Genomic DNA, 19,215 nt, shown 5'->3' on the forward strand with positions numbered 1-19,215 from the left:
TCCGCCGGGCGCCCGGCAGCCCGGCGCGGCGACGGTGCGCGCGTCGCCGGCCGGAAACCTCAACCGCCGCCGCCTGGGCCGCGGTTGGAGTCTGCGCGAACAGCCCGCAGGCGACCGGCGTCAGCAAGGGACTGCTGTCCCGGATCGAGCGTGCCGAAGCCAATCCGACCGTCGACATGCTGGTGCGATCGCCGATGTACGGGACACCGGTTGCACGGATCTCCTGCGCCGGCCCCTGCTGCGGCCGGAGATCAACCGCGCCTCGTCGCTGGACGGACCGGATGAGGAGACCTCGGTCAATCGGCTGTTCGCCGACCATGAGCTGGGCCGTATCGAGATCTGCCGCACCCGTCCGCACCTTCACGCGCAGAGCCGGATCAGCTCGCACGGCGCGGACTCCGTGGAGTACGTGCTGGTGACGTCCGACCAAGGGACACTGGTGGTGGACGACGTCCCGTATCTGCCGGAGACGGGAGACGCGGCGCACTTCTCAGGGCTCAGCAGCCACTACTGCACGACGCGGGACTCCCCCGCCGTCACCCACACCGTCGTGGGATACCCGCGCGGCTGACTGCCCCCGCTGCCCCATCCGGAATCGATTTCGACCCAACTGCCTATCATTACATGTCGGTCGGCCACATTCCGCCGCCTGCTGTGGCAGTCTGATAGTGGCCGTCCCACCGGGCTCCCCCGTACCGGTGGGGCGGTTCTGTGTTCTCCCGCTCCTCACCTGCACAGTTGTGGCACCGGAACACGAACTTTCCCGGCCATTCGCACCGATTGGCCGGATCGACTCGTTCTCTCACGCATGGGTGCCCCTGCCGGGGGCAGGCGCATACACCTCATGGCCTACGACCAGGGGAGCGTGACAAGATGACGGCGCACAGTGCGCGGACGGCCGGTGCAGACGCCCCGGGCATGACCGGCTCCGCGAGCGAACTTCCGTGGATCGAGGATGCGGGGACGGTCACCCCGAAGGATGCGCGGGCTCTGTCGCGGCTGTTCTTCGAACGCCTCCAGCTCCTCGAGGAGGGCACCCCCGCCCATCAGTACGCCCGCAACACCCTCATCGAGATGAACCTCTCGCTCGTCCGGTTCGCCGCGGGCCGGTTCCGGAACCGCGGCAGCGGCGACATTGAGGACATCGTCCAGGTCGGCACGATCGGGCTGATCAAGGCCATCGACCGGTTCGACCTGTCCCGCGAGGTGGAGTTCACCTCCTTCGCGGTGCCGTACATCGTCGGTGAGATCAAGCGGTTCTTCCGCGACACGAGCTGGGCGGTCCATGTGCCCCGCCGAATGCAGGAGTTGCGGGTCGACATCGCCAAGGCCAAGGAGTCACTGGCCGCGGAGCTCGACCGCGACCCCACCGTGCCGGAGCTCGCCGAACAGCTCGGGATCGGCGAGGACGAGGTCGCCGAAGGGATCGTCGCCGCCAACGGCTACACCGCAGGATCACTGGACATGCCGTCCGATCCGGCGGGCGCGGGACGGCTCCACCCGCCGGGGCGGACGCTCGCCGACGCCCTCGGCGCCCCGGACCCCGGCATGGAGACGGTCGAGAATCTGCACGCCCTCGCCCCACTGCTGGGCCACCTCGACGCGCGCGAGCGGCGCATCATCGACATGCGCTTCGGTCAGGAGATGACGCAGTCGCAGATCGGCGTGGAGCTCGGTATCTCCCAGATGCATGTGTCGCGGCTGCTCAGCCGGATCCTGCGGAAGCTCCGCAGCGGCATGTTCGTCGAGGAGTGAGCGGCGAGGCATGGGGTGCGAGGAGTGAGCGGCCCGACGTCGTCGGGGCCCGCACATCACGTCCGAACGAAATCAACCGCGTCCCGGGCAACCACTGCCAGCCGTCCGGACCGGTCTCCGCAGACCTGCCTGCCTCGGAACAACAGCCCAGGTCACAGGCGCATCGTTCCGTACGGAAAGGCTCCGTCATGACCTCCGCGCCCGCCATGGACACCTCCGACGCCCCTCGCACCTCCGTCACCCTCCACAAGCTCGGCAGCCGTACCGGCGGCGTCGTGTCGGGTGTGCGGCTCGGCGGGGATCTCGAACCCGCCGTCATGGCAGCCGTCCGCGACGCGGCCGGGGGGGACACGAGCGCGCACCACGTTCCCGGCGTTCGGCGGAGCCACCCGGAGCGTGGCCCCGGCACCCGCCGCGACCGGGGACGATCAGTCGTCGTCCTTCTCCGCGGGGCGACCCGCGTAGTAGGTGGCGATCATGTCCTCGCCGCCGTGTCCCGCCGCCTCCGCTCGCTCGAACCGGGCCGCCGAGGCGGCGACGAGGTCCAGCGTCACCCCGGCCTGTTCGGCGGCTGCGAGGATGAGGCGGGTGTCCTTGAGCGCGGTGGAGAGGGCGAAGCTGGGGGTGAGGTCCCCGGAGAGGACCGCCGCGGACTTGCCCTGGAGATACGCGGAGTCCAGCGGGCCGCCCTTCATGACATCGAGGAACGACTGCGGGTCGATGCCCAGCCCCTCCGCAAGGTTCAGGCACTCGGCGACGCCGCCCACCATGTTGATCACCCAGGTGTTGACCACGAGCTTCAGCCGCGAGGCCGCGCCCGGTGATTCACCGACCCAGACGGTTCGCTGACCGATCGCGTCGAGCACCGGGTCCACGGACGGGCGGACGACGGACGGGCCGGATACGAAGACGGTCAACGCGCCCTGTTCCGCGGGCTGTTTGGTACCGGAAACCGGGGCGTCGAGATAGACGAGCCCCAAGTCCGCCGCCCTCTGGGCGAGTTCGGTGGTGGCATCGATCCCGACGGTGGAGCTCTGCAGCAGGACCTGGCCGCGGTGCACTCCCGACGCGGCGGCAGTGAGCGCGGCCGCCACGGAGAGTCCGTCGTTCAGCATCGTCACGATGACGTCGGCGCCGCGTACGGCTTCCTCCGCCGTTTCGGTGACCGTGGCGCCGTCGGCGGCGAGGGGGGCCGCCTTGGCCTGCGTACGGTTCCAGGCGCGGACGTCGAGTCCGGCGCGGAGCAGGCTCCGGGCCATCCCGGATCCCATGATCCCGGTGCCGAGAACGGCCACGGTCGGCCGCTTCGGGATGGTGTTGGCAGGGGTGGACGTCATGAGAGCAAGGGTCCCTTCGTCGGCGCGTGGGCGGTGCGAGGTCAAGGGTGCCGCAGTGCGCTTCCCGTACGGCGGTGTGCACGGCTCGGGCGAGTCGCGATCCCCACGTCGAGCGCGGGCCCGCGAACGGTTCCCCGGCCGCGCCGGGTCCAGGCTCCGGTGAGGCGATGCACACCGGTCCGTGGGGGTTGCGAGCTGCTGTCGGTTTGCTGAGCGAACCCGCCCACTCACAAAGGACCGTGCCCACGAAGGGCCGTCGCCGAATGGGAAGCGAAAGCGGGGAACCAGTGCATCCAAAACCGTTCGGGATGCGCCCAGAACGCAGCAGTGGGTCCAAGAGGATGATGCACCCCCGATGGCACAGCAGGACCACGGTCGGAAACGGCCTGTCGATCATATGCGGAAGGGGCGGCACGGCTCCGTGCGGATGAAGCTCAGCGGGATGCGGCCGATGAGCATCGCCACGAGCGCGCCGACCACGGACGTGTTGGCAAAGACGCCGAGTTCGGAGATCATGTCGATGCCGATGACGGCGGTACGGTCGGCGCACCGTTCGGCCGAACCGCCCGAGGTAGCCGTCCGCGATCCCACGTAATGCCTCCACACCGTCACGACCTCACTCGAACGGCCCAACGCCGGGTCTGTTCCCCCACCACCGGCATCGCACGCTGCCGCCCCGGACGCGACGGGCCACCGTTCCGGGCCGGGAAGTTGCATCGTCCCTCCGGGTGGGGCGCGATGGAAGCCGGACGTGCCCGCCTTGGTGGAGCAGCCCACAGGACGCGCCCGGGCGAGGAGGAACCGGTCATGGGAACCGCTGACGGTTTCACGGATTCCAAGGAGCTCGACGGCCTGACGGTGTACGACACCGAGGGCGAGAAGGTCGGCACCGTGGGACGGGTGTATCTCGACGACGCCACCGGCCGACCGGACTGGATCACGGTGAAGACCGGCCTGTTCGGCATGAGGGAGAGTTTCGTGCCCCTGGACGGCGCTCGCCGGGTGGGCTCCGATCTGCACATCCCCCATCGGAAGGACCGCGTGAAGGGCGCCCCCAGGGTGGACGCGGATGCGCATCTCTCCGTCTCCGAGGAGGAGGAGCTCTACCGTCACTACGACCTCACCAGGTGAGTTCCGCGCCCCCTCTCGGCGACCGGGCAGGCAAGGGCCCGGTAGCGGACAGGCCAGGGGGCGGACCCGCACCGTACCGGTCCGCCCCCTGCTCCGTATGTCCTGCTACTCCGCCCGTCCGGGCAGAAATCGCACCGAGGGACGCCCGTCCGGGCCGTCCTGGGTGACCACCGCCCGGACCCGGTACACATCCGCGATGAGTTCCTCGGTGATCACCTGCTCCGGGGCACCGGCGGCCACCACTCGCCCCTCCTTCATGACGACGATCCGGTCGCAGAACATCGCGGCCAGATTGAGGTCGTGCAGGGCGATGACGCCGGTGACGGGCAGCGAGGTGACCAGGGACAGCAGCTCCAGTTGGTGCTGGATGTCGAGATGGTTCGTCGGCTCGTCCAGCAGCAGTTCACGCGGCTGCTGCGCCAGTGCGCGGGCGATCTGGACACGCTGGCGCTCGCCCCCGGAGAGCGTGTGCCAGAACTGGTCGCCGCGGTCGGCGAGACCGGTGCGTTCCAGCGCCTCGCGTACCGCGTCGTCGTCCGCGCGGCTGGGCGCCGACCAGGCGCGGCGGTGCGGGATGCGGCCGAGCCCCACGACGTCCCGGACGCTCAACTCGACCTGGGTATCGGCATGCTGGTCGACCACGGCAACCCGCTGCGCGACGGTGCGCCGGCCGATCGCGGCGAGCGGTTCGCCGTCGAGGGTCACCACGCCCGCCACCGGCGTGAGGACGCCCGCGAGCACCCGCAGCAGCGTGGACTTGCCCGAGCCGTTCGGTCCGATGAGCCCGACGGTCGCGCCGGGCGGCGGGACGAGCGAGACCCCGTCGAGGACGAGACGGCCGCCCGCCTCCCGGGAGACCCGCTCGGCGCGCAGACCCGCGGCGGTGCCGATGGGTGTCATGTGGTCCTCCGGGTGCGGTACAGGACTGATACGAACGCGGGTACGCCGATGAGGGCGGTGACGACGCCCACCGGCACCTCCTGCGGATCGAGGACGGTCCGGGCGAGCGTGTCGACCCAGACCAGGAACACCGCCCCGGCCAGTGCGGTGACCGGGAGCAGCCGCCGGTGCCCGGAGCCGGTGAGCGCCCGGGCGGCGTGCGGCAGCACCAGCCCGACGAAGCCGATGGCGCCCGCCGAGCTGACGAGCGCGGCGGTCAGCAGCGCGGTCGCGCAGAGCAGCACGATCCGGGTGCGCCCGACATTGACTCCCAGGGCGGCGGCCGCGTCCTGCCCGAAGGCGAAGCCGTCGAGCGTACGGGCGTGCCCCAGGCAGATCAGCAGGGTCACACCGAGCACAGTGGTGCAGACCCATACATCGGTCCAGCCGACCCCGCTGAGCGAACCGAGCAGCCAGAACAGCACACCGCGGGTCTGCTCGGCGTCGGCCGAGGTCATCACCACGAAGGAGGTCAGCGCGGAGAACAGCTGCATGGCCGCGACGCCGGAGAGGACGACCCGGTCCGTCGTACCGCCGAGCGTGTGGCTGAGCAGCATCACCAGGGCGAACGAGCAGAGCGCCCCGACGAATGCCCCGGTGGAGATCGACACCGTTCCCCCGCCCACCCCGAGCACGACGACCACGACCGCGCCCGTCGACGCCCCGGAGGAGACCCCGAGGACGAACGGGTCGGCGAGCGGATTGCGAAGCAGGGACTGCATGACCGTGCCGCACACCGCGAGCCCGGCGCCGCACACGGCGGCGAGCAGGGTGCGGGGCATGCGCAGGTTCCAGATGATGCCGTCCCGGATCGGGGTGAGCCGCGCGTCGCCCACGCCGAGATGGGCGGCCACCGCGGACCAGACGTCGGCGACGGAGATCCGGGCGGGGCCGATGGTGACGGCGACGGCGACGGACAGCGCGAGCAGGGCGACGCCCGCGCCCCACAGCACACCGTCGCGCAGCCCCCGTGCGTCACCGGTCCGGCGGTGCGTTTCGGTTCCGGGTGGCTGCTCCGTCCGTACCGCCGCGGTCCGTCCGGTGTCCGTCACCCGGCGAGCCCGAACGTCCGCAGCCCGGCGGCGACCTGTTCCAGGCCCTCGACCGTCCGGATGGACGGGTTCATGGCCTGGCCGCTGAGCAGCACGTACCGCCGGTGTTTGACCGCGTCCATGTACTTCGTCGCGGGGTTGGACTCCAGGAACTCGATCTTCTTCGCGGCGCTCTCGGCGGTCTGTGCCCTGCGCGTCAGATCGCCGATGACCAGGACGTCGGGATTGCGGTCGGCGACGGTCTCCCAGCTGATCTGCGGCCATTCCTCATGGGTGTCGTCGAAGACGTTCTTTGCTCCGAGTTCCCTGGTGATGACGCCGGGTGCGCCGCAGCAGCCCGCCAGGTAGGGGGCCTTGGAGTCGGAGAACCAGTAGAGGAGGGTGGCGTCGGAGGCGTCGATGCCGTCGGTGGCCTTCCTCACCCGCTCCTGCAGCCGGGCGACGAGCTCCTCGCCGCGCTTCTGGACGCCGAACACCTCGGCCAGGTCGCGCACTTCACCGTAGACGCTGTCCATGGTCAGTGCTTCGGTACGGGCTCCGTCGCCGCCGCCGCTGTTGTCCTTGCCGGTGCAGTCCGCGGGCGACACGTAGGTGGGGACTCCGAGCTGCTCGAACTGTTCGCGGGGGGCGACGCCGCCCTTGGCGAGGGTCGATTCGAACGAGGCGCTGACGAAGTCGGGTTCCTGGTCGAGGACCTTCTCCGACGACGGCCGGTTCTCCGAGAGGCGTGGCACCTTCGCGTTGGCCTTCTCGAGCTCCTTCATCACCGGGTCGGTCCAGGTGGCGGTGGCGGCCAGCCGGTCGGCGAGGCCGAGGGAGAGCAGGATCTCCGTCGATCCCTGGTCGACGGAGACGGCGTGATGCGGTGCGGCTTCGACGGTGACGGTGCGGCCGCAGTTCCTGAACGTCACCGGATAGCCTTCGCCACCAACTGACTTGGCCGTGGAGTTGTGGGTCCCGCCGCCGCACGCGCTCAGCAGGAGGAACGCCGCCGAGAGCAGGGCGGCGGTGCGGGCAGGGCTGGCTATGGACGGCACGGAGTCCCTCTGCGTCTCAGGGCCCATGCGCGGGGCCCGGTGTACGGAGTGCTGCCGCCCGGTACCGGATGGCAGGTGCCAGCAGGTCTTCGGACTCGGGTTCCTTCGGACGGGACGCCTTCCCAGGACACCCGTGGATGTCCCAGTGGCCGTGGCCCCGCCCGTCCCCCTCACCGCTGCGCGTCAGCTCCGGATTCGCACCGGATTCCCTGACCCCTACGTGGAGTTTGACTGGCTTCGGCACGTTATCACGCTGGTCCGCGTGGCTCGGCGGCGGTGCGGTACGGCCGGGAGGCGCCCCGGCCGTACCGCACGGACCCGGTCCGCCCCGTGCCTACGGGCGCTGGAGGGCGACCACGGCGTTGTGGCCGCCGAACCCGAAGGAATGGCTCACGGCACGGCGAACGGGTCTGCGGAGGGGCTTTCTGGTGACGCAGTCGATGTCGAACTCGGGCGCCGGGGCGTCCAGGTTGGCGATCGGTGGTACGATCCCGTGCTGCAGTGTGAGGATCGTCAGCCCCGCCTCGATGGCTCCGGCAGCCCCCATGCAGTGGCCCAGTACCCCCTTGGGGGCGGTGACCGGTGGCCGGTGCGGGTAGACCCGGCTGATGAGTGCGGCTTCGGTGGCGTCGCCCAGCGGTGTCGACGTGCCGTGCGCGTTGACGTGTTCGACGTCCTCGGCCCGCCAGCCCGCGTCCCGCAGCGCGGCCTCGACCGCGGCCCGGGCGACGGCGCCGGACGGGTGCGGGCTGGTGGGATGGTGGGCGTCGGTGGTGGCGCCCGTCCCGGCGAGCAGCGCCCGCGGGACCGCCGCCCTGGCCCGTGCGTCGTCCGTCCGTTCCAGCACCATGACGGCGGCGCCCTCGCCCATGACGAGACCGGCGCGGTCGGCCGCGAACGGCCGGCAGAGGCGGGCCAGGTCGCCGTCCCTCGTGACGGCCGCGCCGGACCGGGCGAATCCGGTCATCGCGACCGGGAAGACGATCGATTCGGTGGCTCCGGCGATCGCGACGTCGCACTGCCCGGTGACCAGCAGGTCCCGGGCGACGGAGAGCGCGGTGACCCCGGACGCACAGGCGGTGCACGGCGCCAGGCTGGGACCGGTCGCCCCCATCTGGATGGCGATCTCCGCCGCGGGCATGTTCGGAATGGTGAGGAGGATCCCCGCCGGTGAAGTGGCCCCCGGTCCGCGCCGGTCGAGGGCGACGGCCTCTTCGGTCAGGCCCGCGGAGCCTCCGCTGCTGGTGCCGACGACCACGGCGACCCGGCTGCCGTTCCAGTCGGCCGGGTCCAGTCCGGCGTCCGCGACCGCTTCCCGTGCGGCAAGGACGGCGAGCTTGACGTATCTCCCCATCCGGAAGGCCGTGCGGCCGCCGACCGCTTCGTCCAGATCGATGCCGGAGACCGTGCAGGCGAAGTCGATCGCGCATCCTTCGAGTTCCGGGACGGTGCGGGCCGGTGAGACCCCGGCGCACACTCCGTCCCAGGTGGTGCCGGTGTCGTTGCCGACCGGGGTGATCATCCCCAGGCCGGTGACGGCGACGGCAGGCCTGTTCATCGGGCGTTGCTCATCGCGGGGTCGCCGCTCACCGCAGCATCGATGAACGTCGTGATGTCGGCGAGGGTGGCGTCCCTGTAGAGCTTGTCGGAGTCGGCCTCGACCCCCAGAGTCTCCTTGATGATGACGGCGAACTCGGCGACGGCGAGGGAGTCCATCTCCAGGCTGTCCATCGTGGAACCCGGAAGGATCTCGGCGGCGGGCACCTTGAAGGTGTTCGTGAGAACGTCGGTGATCCTGGGGTGAATCGCGCTCATGATCTTCCTCTTCGCTAGGTCGCGCAGGTCGTGCGAGTCATGTGGGTGCCGATACCCGGGACTGCGGAACGCACCGTCCCGACGCCGAAGTAACGGGCTTCCGATCTGCCGGTTACGCCTTGCGGCGAACCGATTCGCCAACGATCACCCGCGGCTTCGTACAGCGCCGGGAAAGGACGGATACGGTGCCCCAGTACGCCGGCAGAACGGCCCGGATTCCGAGGGCCCCGACGATGTCCCGTGCCCGGCGCAACTGCCCGGATGTGCGCTCGCCCGAAGCCGTCACCGCTCCCCCTCCGTCTCGGTGCCGGTGTGCCAGGACGCCTCCGGATCGTCGTACGCATCGACGTAGTCGGCCCCCGCGATGGGCCAGTCCGCCAGCACCTCGTCCGGCAGCGCGAAGGACTCGATCAGGGTGGGCAGATGCCCGGCGACGACGGCGATGAGTTGCTCGACGGCGTCCGGCAGGGCATTGGTCTGATCGGTGGTCAGATGACCGGCGGCCAGCAGATCACCGCTGTTGCGAGCCACCCACTGGAGGGCGAACAGCCGCTCCAGTTCGGCCAGTCTCTCGCGGCCCGGCCCTTCGGGCAGTCCTGCGACCGCCTCGGCGTACGCCTCGGCCGCCTTCCGGCGGGCGTGCGCCTCGACGCCTCGCAGGGCGGGCCCGGACGCCGCGTTCCACCGCGTCAGCGGATCACCGTGCGGTGCGTTGCTCATCCGCTCCCTGGCGCGGGCGAACCAGATGTCCTCCATCTGCGCATGCAGCCACCCCAGGAACCGGGGGTCGGCAAGCTGTCCGGTCGCTCGGTCCGCGGTGCCGCAGTCCGCGGCCGAGGAGGCGGCGAAGAGCATTTCGGCGGCGGCCTTGGCGTGGATGGCCAGATTGTCGCCCTCGGCGGTGATCACCGCCTCCGCACCGGTGATCAGCTCGGTCATGCCGTTGTTCTCCAACAGTGCCTGTGCTCCGCACCGTTCGCGGCATTCGAGGACGACGGTACGGGCCTGCCAGGTGATCCACCCCTTGGCGACGGCGACCAGCCGCTCCGCCTCGGCCCGTCCCGTCTCGGTGCCGGTCCCGAGCTGTTCCTCCCATCGGTCGAGGGCCCTGCGGTGCAGCAGGCTCATCGCGAACACCGTGGCCATGGCCTCGGCGAGCGGCCCGTGATGGCTGCGATGGGCGATCACCCGCACCCGTTCCGTGGTGCGCGTCCCTGAGATGAGCCGGTGGCCCCCGTAGCGCACGGCGACGGCGAGTGTCGCGCGCGCGGAACCGACCGCGCAGGCGCTCATGGAGATCTTGCCGACCGTGACGCGCGCGATCGAGGTGAGGAGGCGGCGCCTGCGATTGGGCAGAACACTGCTGAACTCCCCGTCGTCGCCGATCCGTCCGTGCTCACCGCCAAGGAGTGCGTCACGCCCCACGAAGACCCGGTCGAAGGAGGTCAGACAGTGGTCGACGGGGCTGCCCAGGCGCGCCGGGAGCCTGCGGACGCGTACCCCCGGAAGAGCGCGCGTGTCGTCGGTGAGCGGCACCAGGAAGAGAAAGACGCCGTGGTCGGCGCCGTCGGCGAGCAGGCGCGCCGCGACCAGCCCGGTCTTGGGGCCGCCGGCCGGACTGGTGTTGGACATGAACTTCTGCGCCCCGGCGTGCGGGGTCTGCAGCACGAAGCCGTCGCGTGCGCGGTCGTACGTCGCCGTGGTCTCGACGGCCGCCGCGTCGTTTCCGTGCGACACCTCCGTACAGAGGAAGGTGCCGATGCGCCGCAGCCGCAGAAAGTCCGACAGGTCACGGCTGTTGTCGCCGTCGTGGTCGAGGAGGCTGCCGAGGAAGAGGTTGTAGTGGATGCCCGCCACGGTGGTGAGCGCCGGATCGACGGGTCCGAGCCACTCGTGCAGCGCGGCGAGGGCGCGGGGGTCGGCGGCCGGCCCGGCCGCGCTCTCGAGCGCGCTGTTGAGGATCCTCAGCCGTTCGTACGTCAGGGAGAGACGTTCGCCGGGAGTGCCGCCGGCCGGGCGGCGGAACGGCTCGGTGGAGATCAGCCACCGCCAGGAGCCGTGCTCCTGGCGGAAGTTCGCGCCGAAGAGGACGCCTCTCAACAGATCAGCGGTGGAGTGGACGGCGGTGCTGTCGATCGTTGCGCTCATGAACATGAGAACGATGAAGGAACGGCGAGGACACACCCTCGCCGCTCCCACCGGGTCCGACGGGCGGTCCGACCGGTCAGACGCGCTGGAAGGCGAGTGCGACGTTGTGTCCGCCGAAACCGAAGGAATGGCTGACGGCGCGCCGGACGGACTGCCGGCGCGGCTCCTTGGTCACGCAGTCGAGCACGAACCCGTCCGGCAGCGCGTCCAGATTGGCGATCGGCGGCACGATGCCCTGCTCCAGGGTCAGTACGGTCGCCACCGCCTCGATCGCCCCGGACGCGGCGAGGGTGTGTCCGAGTACGCCCTTCGGTGCCGTGACCGAGGGCCGGTGCGGAAAGAGCCGGGAGATGAGCGCGGTCTCCATCGCGTCGTTCAGCGGAGTGGATGTGCCGTGCGCGTTGATGTGGTCGACCTCGTGGGGCGCCCAGCCCGCCTCGTGCAGCGCCGCCTCCACCGCCTGCTGCGCACCGCGCCCGTCGGGTGTCGGGGCGGTGGGGTGGTGGGCGTCCGTACTGGAACCCACGCCGGTCAGCAGCGCGCGCGGCCGTCCGCCGCGGGCGTGCGCGTCGGCGGTCCGCTCCAGCACCAGCACGGCTGCCCCCTCCCCGAGGACGAAACCGTCCCGGTCCGTGGCGAACGGCCGCGACGCGCCCGCAGGATCGCCGCTACGGGTGGAGAGCGCCCCCATCTTTGCGAAGGCCGCCACCACGAGCGGGGTCAGCGCGGACTCCGCACCTCCCGCCACCACCACATCGCATCGGCCCCTCGTCAGCAGATCACGGGCGACAGCGATCGCAGTCGCCCCGGACGCGCAGGCAGTGGCGGGCGCCAGGCTGGGCCCCTGGGCGCACAGCGCGATGGCGAGCTCCCCGGCCGCCGCGTTCGGGATCATCATCGGGACCAGGAGCGGAGAGACCGCGTCCGGTCCCGCCCCGTCGAGCTTGCGAAGGTTGTCGACGAGGACGGATACACCCCCCACGCCGACGCCGAGCACCACGCCGACCCTGCTCCCGTCCCAGTCCTCCGGCGAGAGTCCGGCGTCCGCGACAGCCTGCCCGGCGGCGATCACGGCCAGTTTCACGAACCGTGCCATCCGCCACACCGAGCGCCGGCCCACCGCCGCGTCCAGGTCGAGTCCGTCGACCGGGCAGGCGAAGTCGACCGACAGGCCGGCCAGTTCGTCACAGCGCCGCGCCACGGAGTGTCCCGCGCACAGCCCCGCCCAGAAGGCCTGTTCGTCGGCGCCCGCGGGGGTCACCAGCCCCACTCCCGTCACCGCGACCCCGGTGTCAGCCTGCGTCATGTGCCATTCCTTCCGTCGCGCACTGTGCGTGGTCCGTGCGGGTTCCTGGCCGGCGAAGTACGGCGGGACTCCAGGCCGGACCGCCCCCGAAGGCGGTGATTCCGCTCACCCGTAACCGCCCCCGCATCCGGCTGCACGCCGCCGTCGAGTACGTATCCCCTCGGCACTCGCTGCTCCGATCCCCGCAACCGGTCAGGCCCCGGCTGGCGAACGGCCGTCACCCCGGTGAGGATGCGTTCACTGGGCCGAACGGGGGCGCGAGGAGCCCGCGAGCACAAACGGCTCACGCCCCGCACGCGCCCCCGGCTCACCCGTCCGGAGCAACTCGCCGTGCTGCCCGGACGCGCAGGGCATCCCCTTGGGTCATGGCATCAGAGGACCACGACGAGTCACAGCCCCTCCCGGCCAACGACGAACTGGACGCGCTGCGTGCGCGGGTGACACAGCTGGAGGCGCGTACGCCCGTGCGGTCCCGGCCCCGGATCCGTTCGCTCTTCGCGGTGCTGCTGATCCTCGTCGCGGCCGTCCTCACGCCGCTGAGCGTCGTCGCCGTCTGGGCCAAGAACGACATCGGTGACACCGACCGCTATGTGGCGATGATGAAGCCCCTGGCGTCCGACCCCGATGTGCAGGCCGCGGTGTCGAACCGCGTCACCGACGTCGTCATGACGCATCTGGACGTCCATGCGCTGCTCGAACAGGTGGCCCCCGCGGACCGGCCGGTTCTCGACAAGGCGCTGGGGCGGCTGAGCGGCCCGCTCACCACGGGCCTCACGAACTTCGTGCACGGGACCGTGGAGAAGTTCGTGGCCTCGGACGCCTTCGAGAAGCTGTGGGTCGGCCTCAACCGCGACGCCCATGCGGCGGCCGTCAAGGCATTGACCGGCAGCGGGGGCGGGACCGTGAAGCTCACCGACGACAGGGTCGTCATCGATCTCGCCCCGGTGATCGACCGGGTGAAGCAACTCCTGGTCGATCACGGGCTGACGATCGCCGCGAAGATCCCCGAGATCCACACCGACTTCACCGTGCTGACGTCCGACGCGGTCGGCAAGGCCCAGAAGGGGTTCCGGCTGCTGCAACTGGCCGGGTTCTGGCTGCCGGTGGTGACTCTGGTGCTCGCCGCGGGCGGGGTGCTGCTCGCTGTGCGCCGACGCCGCGCACTGATCACGGCGGCCCTCGCGATCGCGGTGGGCGGTGCGGTGCTGGGCCTGGCGCTGTGGGTGTTCCGCGCCTTCTATCTGGACAGCCTTCCGGCGTCGGTGTCGCAGCCGGCGGCCGCCTCCGTCTTCGACGCCCTGGTCATCTATCTGCGCGCCGTGGTCCGGCTGGTGGTCACGCTCGGCGTGGTCGTGGCGCTCGCGGCCTGGCTCTCCGGCGAGGGCCGCGCCGCCACCCGGGTCAAGGCCATGTGGAACGACGGCATCGGCGCCGTACGCGACGCGGCCGGTTTCACCGGCGGTCCGGTCGGCGCCTGGGTGCACCGGGCGAAGCAGTGGCTCGACTGGACGGTCGTCGCGGTCGCCGCGGCGGTCCTGCTCGTGTGGGACCGGCCGACAGGACTCGTCACGGTGTGGATCGCCCTGGCGGCTCTGTTCGCCCTGGCGGTCGTGGAGTTCCTCGACGACGACAGCCCACCGCACATGCTCCCGTCACCGCACGCGTGACCGCAGGCCCCGCTGCGCCGTCGGGCGGGCGGTGGCACAGCCGTGCTCAGACGCGGGTCAGCGCCGCGCGCAGCTCCGCTTCGTCGGGCGGGTTGGCACCGGCGCGTGCGACGGTGAGCGCCGCGGAAGCAGCCGCGTGCTGCAGCACATCGGTGACGGTCTCCGGATCGATGGCACGCAGCCTGTCCCGTCCTGCGGCGCCGAGCAGCCCGTGCGAGGCGAGGGCGTGCAGCGTGCCCGACATGAACGCGTCGCCCGCCCCCACCGTGTCGACGACCTCGGTGCGGGGCGCGTCGACCCTGGTCCGCGCGGCCGGAGTGAAGGCCGAAGCGCCGTCGGCCCCGCGGGTCACGAGGACGAGGGCGGGTCCACCTGTGGTCAGCCAGCGCGCCGCGACGGACCCCGGGGACTCCCCCGGGTACAGCCACTGCAGGTCCTCGTCGCTGGCCTTGACCACATCGCTGAGTGCGACGCAGCGCTCCACCCGGCGAACGGCCTCGCCGTGGTCGCCCATCAGGGCCGCCCGCACGTTGGGGTCGTAGCTGACGGTCGCGAGGGTACGCAGCGACTCGACGGCGGCGAGGACGGTGGCCGCGCCGGGCTCCATGACCGTCGCGATCGAGCCGGTGTGCACATGGTGGGGCGGCCGCTCCGGTTCCACCGGGGAGAGCGTCCACGTGATGTCGAAGGTGTATGCGGCCCGGCCGACCGCGTCCAGCGCCACCGAGGCGGACGGGGTGGGCCCGGTGGAGCCGTCGGTACGCACCACTACTCCGGCGGACGCCAGATGGTCCGCGATCAGCCGTCCCTCGGCGTCCGGGCCGAGCTGGGTGAGCAGGGTGCTGGACCGGCCGAGTCTGGCGAGTCCGTACGCGACGTTGGCCGGGCTGCCGCCGGGGTGGACCCGGTCGTCCTCGCCCGGCAGCCGGACGATGTCGGCGACACATTCGCCGATGACCAGAAAGCCGGGCGAGCCGGGTGAGTCGAGGGTGTCGACCGTTTCGGGCATGGGTGCGATCTCTCCTAGAGTGCGCGTACGTACGTGTCCTGGTAGACGGCGCGGCCACCGAACACCTCGAGTCCGATCCTGCCTCGCGCGTGCCGGGTGTCGGTCACGTCGATGGTCGGCAGACCCTCGACGAACACCTCGATCCGGCTTCCCCGGGCGCCGATCCGCAAGGACAGCGCCGGCCCGGCGCGGACCAGCAACGGCGCGTCGGCCGGCACGGTCGTCACACCGCCATCCTTGCGGAAGAACCGGGTGGTCCGCAGGTTCGGGTCGAGGTTCACGGCGTAACCGTCCACGGCGCGGGGCGAGGTCACCGAGCCGACCCGCCGCTCGGCGCCCAGCCGGAACGGGGACGGAGGGCGCGGCCGACGCCCGGCCGGTCCCCCCGAGGGGGCCGGCAGCGTCGGACCGGCCGAGGACAGGAGCCCACGCCGGGAAAGGGACACGGTCGTCTCCTCAAGGTGGGGGACGTCGTTCAGGGCCAGAGCGGGCGCGGACCGTCGAAGACGGCGGCCATCTGCCAGGCGTCGAACCGCTCCACGGCGACTGCGCCGACGGCGGCGATGCCCACGCCGAGGGCGTCGGGGCGGGTCGGGTAGATCCGGGCGGCCAGCGCGCGCCCGTTGGCGAAGATCTCCAGCGCGGAGTGGTCGACGAGGACCCGGAGGTTCACCGTGCCGTCGCCGGTCAACGGCAGTTCCCCGTAACGGGGTTCGGTGTCGACAGCCGGGTCGAGGCTGCTGCCCTCCCGGCGCAGTCGCAGGGTGCCGGTGCCGTCCTCGGCGCGTGCCGCTTCGATGAAGGTCCGCTCCGAACCGTCCGGGGTCTCGCGCACCACGAGCCGGGCAACGGCCCCGGGGGCGAGGCGAAGCGTCGTCTCGATGTCGAACTGGTCGCCGCGGACGTCGTCGAGCTGGACGTAGGTCCCGTCGGTGACGGCGAACGCACCGGTGTGGACCGCGTCGCGGCGCAGGCGCGCCAGCTCCGGCAGCGGTGCCTGGGCGAGCAGGCCGTCGGCCCCCAGGGTGACCACGCGCGGCAGGGACATCACTCCGCACCAGCCGGCGTCGGCCATGGCGTCCTCGTCGCGGCCCTCCTGGAGCCAGCCGAGCATGATGCGTCGGCCGAGTGCGTCGCGGGTGGACTGCGGGGCGTAGAAGTACCTCTGTCCGTAGTCGAGTCGGTGAAGTTCGCGCGGTGTGAACGTGTCGCCCTCGTACTGTCCGGTCCAGTAGAGCGGGTGGTGCGTGGTGCCTTCGTCCCAGGCGGAGAACGCGAGGATGTCGGTGCCGTCGATCCGGAACAGGTCGACGCACTCCCACATGGTGCCGGTCCAGTCGAGGTCGGCCGCCGTGCCGGCGCTCGCGTCGCCCGTGAGGAGCGGGCCCACGTACCGCCAGCTGCGCAGGTCCTCGGACTCGTACAGGAACGCCGTGCCGCCGACGCCCCGGATACCCGAGCCGATGAGCTGGCGCCACGTGCCGTCCTCCTGCCACACGCAGTGGTCACGGAAGGCGGTGAGGTCGCCCTCCGGCGGGGCGGCGATCACCGGGTTGGCGGGGTCCTTGCGCCAGCTGCGCAGATCGGGCGATCCGGTGGCCACGCAAGGGAGTTCACGATCGCCGTGCCGACCGGAGTAGACGAGGGTCGGGGTGCCGCCGTCGTCGACGAGGACGCCGGACCAGCAGCCGTCACGGTCGGGGCCGTCGGTCCCGGGGACGAGGGCGACGGGTTCGTCGGTCCATGTGACGAGGTCGCGGCTGGTGGCGTGGCCCCAGTGGATGCGGTGGTGCGCGGCGGCGAGGGGGTTGTACTGGTAGAAGAGGTGGTAGACGCCGTCCCAATGGGTCATCCCATTGGGGTCGTTGAGCCAGCCGCCGGGAGCGGTGAAGTGGAAGCGGGGCCGGTGCGGGTCGAGGACGGCCCGTTCGGCCAAGCCCTTCGGCGCGTCCTGGTGGCGGGCGCGGGGCAGGGTGAGGTCATGGGTCATGATCAGACGTTCTCGGCTTCCGGGGTGGCCGCGGTCAGGACGCGGCGCGCGGTGGGGGTGGCGGGGGCGTACAGATGGCAACGCACCCAGTGCGGCTGTCCGTCGTCCTCACCGATGAGGTGACGGACGGGCTCCGTGCGGCTGCACGTGCCTTCGTTCTCGTACGGGCACGACTCGGGCGTCAGCACGGCGGCGCGCAGCCCGGCCCGCACAACCGGGTCGTAGCCCCCGGTGCGCTCCGGGTCGGGCACGGCCGACAGCAGGAGCTGGGTGTACGGGTGGGCGGGGCGGTCCATCAGGGCGAGCGAGTCGCCGCCCTCGACGAGTTCACCGGCGAACAGTACCTGCGTCGTGTCGGCGACATACCGGGCCGAGGCCAGGTCGTGCGTGATGTACAGCATGGAGATGCCGTGCTCGTCGCGCAGCCGCCGCATCAGGTTGAGGATGCCGACGCGTACGGAGACGTCGAGCATGGACGTCGGCTCGTCGGCGAGGACGAGCCGGGGGTCGACGGCGAGCGCGCGAGCGATGGCGACACGCTGACGCTGACCGCCGGAGAGTTCGTGCGGGTACGACTGGAGCATGTCCTCGGTCAGCCCGACCGTGGTGATCAGCTCCCGCAACTCGTCCTCGCCCGCGGGCCGCCCGTGCACGAGCAGCGCCCGACGCAGGAAGTGCTCGACCCGGTGAACGGGATTGAGAGAACCGAACGGGTCCTGGAAGACCATCTGGACGGTTGAGCGGTAGGCACGGGACGCGCCCCGCTTCTGCGTCTTCAGTACGTCCTCGCCGTCCAGCAGTACCTGACCGGAGCTCGGCTGTTCCAGCCGGGCCAGGCAACGGGCGAGGGTCGACTTACCGCTGCCGGACTCGCCGACGAGGGCGATAATCCGGCCGTGCGGGATGTCGAGGTCGACGGCGTTCAGTGCCCGGTGACGGTCACGGGAGAACAGCCCGCCCATCCGGAAGTCCTTGGTGAGCCCGCGCACGCTCAGCAGCGGGGCACGGGTCGCGGTGGCCGGGGCCGTCATCGCGCGCCTCCGCTGGTACGGGCGACGAAGCGGCCGGCGGCCACTTCGCGCAGGTCGGGGATGTTGGTCGAACAGTCGGACCGGTCGTCCGGGCAGTGGGCGTGGAAGCCGCAGCCGTGTTCCGTGCGTGGGGTGTCGGCGAGGCCGGTGAGCTCGACGCGCGGTCCGGTGAGCGGCGGAAAGGCGTTCATCAGCGCCTGGGTGTAGGGGTGCAGCGGTTGGGCGAAGAGTTCCTTCGCCGCCGCGAGCTCGACGAGCCGCCCCCCGTACATCACGCCCATCCGGTGGGACAGCTCGACCATCAGGGACATGTCGTGGGTGATGAACAGGACGGAGAAGCCCAGCTCGCACTGGAGGTCGCCGATCTGGTCCATGATCTCCTGCTGCACGACGACGTCGAGCGCGGTGGTCGGCTCGTCCATGATGAGCAGCGTCGGCTTCAGGGCGACGGCCATGGCGATGACGACGCGCTGGCGCATTCCGCCGGAGAGCTGGTGCGGGTACGCCTTCAGCCGGGCCGGGTCGATGCCGACGAGTTCGAGGAGTTCCCCGGCGCGGGCCCGGGCCTGGCGCTTCCTCGTCCGCTCGTGGGTGGTGAAGATGTCGCCGATCTGCTCGCCGATGGTGAGGACCGGGTTGAGCGAGTTCATCGCGGACTGGAACACCATGGCGATCTCGCGCCAGCGGAAGGCGCGCAGTTCGCGCGGGTCCATGGCGAGGACGTCACGGCCGTTGAAGACAACCGATCCGGCGGTGATCTGCGCGGGCGGCTTCAGCAGGCGCATCACGGCGTTGGCGACCGTCGACTTGCCGCAGCCGGACTCCCCGGCGAGGCCGAAGATCTCGCCCGCGCCGATGGTGAAGGAGACGTTGTCGGCGCCGACGACGGTGCGGCCGTCCCCGCCGTACTCGACGCGCAGGTTCCGTACGTCGAGGACGGGTTCGCGGGAGGGAACCGGCCGGTGGGGGGAGGCGGTCCGGTAGGAGGGCACGGTCAT

Annotated in this window: 17 protein-coding genes, 2 pseudogenes and 1 riboswitch; of the genes and pseudogenes, 4 read left to right on the forward strand and 15 right to left on the reverse strand. The window is 71.2% G+C overall.

The window, feature by feature from the left end:
• Positions 1-34: 34 nt before the first annotated feature.
• On the forward strand, positions 35-571 hold the full coding sequence (locus AB0I23_RS08540; RefSeq protein ID WP_359108091.1) for an XRE family transcriptional regulator: 537 nt from the start codon (positions 35-37) through the stop codon (positions 569-571).
• Between the two features lie 302 nt (positions 572-873).
• On the forward strand, positions 874-1,755 hold the full coding sequence (locus AB0I23_RS08545) for an RNA polymerase sigma factor SigF (RefSeq protein ID WP_359108092.1): 882 nt from the start codon (positions 874-876) through the stop codon (positions 1,753-1,755).
• Between the two features lie 428 nt (positions 1,756-2,183).
• Here the strand turns inward: AB0I23_RS08545 and AB0I23_RS08550 are convergent, their stop codons facing one another.
• From AB0I23_RS08550 to AB0I23_RS08560, 3 genes and pseudogenes are all read right to left on the reverse strand, one after another.
• The gene (locus AB0I23_RS08550) at positions 2,184-3,092 is read right to left on the reverse strand and encodes an NAD(P)-dependent oxidoreductase (protein WP_359108094.1); all 909 of its coding nucleotides are present in this window, start codon (positions 3,090-3,092) and stop codon (positions 2,184-2,186) included.
• Between the two features lie 67 nt (positions 3,093-3,159).
• Positions 3,160-3,279, reverse strand: a pseudogene (locus tag AB0I23_RS08555) (adenosylcobinamide amidohydrolase); the annotation flags it as partial.
• 206 nt (positions 3,280-3,485) lie between these two features.
• Positions 3,486-3,683 (reverse strand): hypothetical protein, encoded by a 198-nt coding sequence (locus tag AB0I23_RS08560; RefSeq protein ID WP_359108454.1) that lies wholly within the window; start codon positions 3,681-3,683, stop codon positions 3,486-3,488.
• A 216-nt stretch (positions 3,684-3,899) separates the two neighbouring features.
• On the opposite strand from AB0I23_RS08560, the pseudogene AB0I23_RS08565 reads away from it, so the two are divergent.
• Positions 3,900-4,220 (forward strand): annotated as a pseudogene (locus tag AB0I23_RS08565) (PRC-barrel domain-containing protein); the annotation flags it as partial.
• A 108-nt stretch (positions 4,221-4,328) separates the two neighbouring features.
• Here the strand turns inward: AB0I23_RS08565 and AB0I23_RS08570 are convergent.
• The 7 genes from AB0I23_RS08570 to AB0I23_RS08600 form a co-directional block, all read right to left on the reverse strand.
• The gene (locus tag AB0I23_RS08570) at positions 4,329-5,123 is read right to left on the reverse strand and encodes an ABC transporter ATP-binding protein (RefSeq protein WP_359108096.1); all 795 of its coding nucleotides are present in this window, start codon (positions 5,121-5,123) and stop codon (positions 4,329-4,331) included.
• Positions 5,120-6,214: a FecCD family ABC transporter permease gene (locus AB0I23_RS08575; protein WP_436846896.1), complete on the reverse strand. Its 1,095-nt coding sequence runs from the start codon at positions 6,212-6,214 to the stop codon at positions 5,120-5,122. The genes AB0I23_RS08570 and AB0I23_RS08575 overlap by 4 nt, the downstream gene beginning before the upstream one ends.
• Positions 6,211-7,251, reverse strand: coding sequence for an ABC transporter substrate-binding protein (locus AB0I23_RS08580; protein ID WP_359108098.1), 1,041 nt, complete (start codon positions 7,249-7,251; stop codon positions 6,211-6,213). The genes AB0I23_RS08575 and AB0I23_RS08580 overlap by 4 nt, the downstream gene beginning before the upstream one ends.
• Positions 7,252-7,314: 63 nt before the next feature.
• Positions 7,315-7,502, reverse strand: a riboswitch (cobalamin riboswitch).
• An 83-nt stretch (positions 7,503-7,585) separates the two neighbouring features.
• Positions 7,586-8,809 (reverse strand): beta-ketoacyl-[acyl-carrier-protein] synthase family protein, encoded by a 1,224-nt coding sequence (locus tag AB0I23_RS08585; protein ID WP_359108100.1) that lies wholly within the window; start codon positions 8,807-8,809, stop codon positions 7,586-7,588.
• Positions 8,806-9,066 carry an acyl carrier protein gene (locus AB0I23_RS08590; RefSeq protein WP_359108102.1) on the reverse strand — a complete coding sequence of 87 codons (261 nt, stop codon included), beginning with the start codon at positions 9,064-9,066 and terminating at the stop codon, positions 8,806-8,808. Before AB0I23_RS08590 ends, AB0I23_RS08585 begins: the two co-directional genes overlap by 4 nt.
• 282 nt (positions 9,067-9,348) lie before the next feature.
• Positions 9,349-11,214 (reverse strand): acyl-CoA dehydrogenase family protein, encoded by a 1,866-nt coding sequence (locus tag AB0I23_RS08595; protein WP_359108104.1) that lies wholly within the window; start codon positions 11,212-11,214, stop codon positions 9,349-9,351.
• A gap of 76 nt (positions 11,215-11,290) precedes the next feature.
• Positions 11,291-12,520 carry a beta-ketoacyl-[acyl-carrier-protein] synthase family protein gene (locus AB0I23_RS08600; protein WP_359108106.1) on the reverse strand — a complete coding sequence of 410 codons (1,230 nt, stop codon included), beginning with the start codon at positions 12,518-12,520 and terminating at the stop codon, positions 11,291-11,293.
• A gap of 365 nt (positions 12,521-12,885) precedes the next feature.
• On the opposite strand from AB0I23_RS08600, the gene AB0I23_RS08605 reads away from it, so the two are divergent.
• Positions 12,886-14,187 (forward strand): hypothetical protein, encoded by a 1,302-nt coding sequence (locus AB0I23_RS08605; RefSeq protein ID WP_359108108.1) that lies wholly within the window; start codon positions 12,886-12,888, stop codon positions 14,185-14,187.
• 46 nt (positions 14,188-14,233) lie between these two features.
• On the opposite strand, the gene AB0I23_RS08610 is transcribed toward AB0I23_RS08605, so the two are convergent.
• Genes AB0I23_RS08610 through AB0I23_RS08630 form a run of 5 tightly spaced genes read right to left on the reverse strand, consistent with a single transcriptional unit; the run spans position 14,234 to position 19,215 of the window.
• The gene (locus tag AB0I23_RS08610) at positions 14,234-15,196 is read right to left on the reverse strand and encodes a carbohydrate kinase family protein (RefSeq protein WP_359108110.1); all 963 of its coding nucleotides are present in this window, start codon (positions 15,194-15,196) and stop codon (positions 14,234-14,236) included.
• 14 nt (positions 15,197-15,210) lie between these two features.
• On the reverse strand, positions 15,211-15,642 hold the full coding sequence (locus AB0I23_RS08615; protein ID WP_359108112.1) for a hypothetical protein: 432 nt from the start codon (positions 15,640-15,642) through the stop codon (positions 15,211-15,213).
• A gap of 29 nt (positions 15,643-15,671) precedes the next feature.
• Positions 15,672-17,186 carry a glycoside hydrolase family 32 protein gene (locus tag AB0I23_RS08620; RefSeq protein WP_359108114.1) on the reverse strand — a complete coding sequence of 505 codons (1,515 nt, stop codon included), beginning with the start codon at positions 17,184-17,186 and terminating at the stop codon, positions 15,672-15,674.
• A 2-nt stretch (positions 17,187-17,188) separates the two neighbouring features.
• Positions 17,189-18,217 (reverse strand): ABC transporter ATP-binding protein, encoded by a 1,029-nt coding sequence (locus tag AB0I23_RS08625; protein ID WP_359108116.1) that lies wholly within the window; start codon positions 18,215-18,217, stop codon positions 17,189-17,191.
• Positions 18,214-19,215, reverse strand: a complete 1,002-nt coding sequence (locus tag AB0I23_RS08630) for an ABC transporter ATP-binding protein (protein ID WP_359108118.1) — start codon at positions 19,213-19,215, stop codon at positions 18,214-18,216. Before AB0I23_RS08630 ends, AB0I23_RS08625 begins: the two co-directional genes overlap by 4 nt.

The organism is Streptomyces atratus, assembly GCF_040655115.1.
GTDB lineage: Bacteria > Actinomycetota > Actinomycetes > Streptomycetales > Streptomycetaceae > Streptomyces > Streptomyces atratus_D.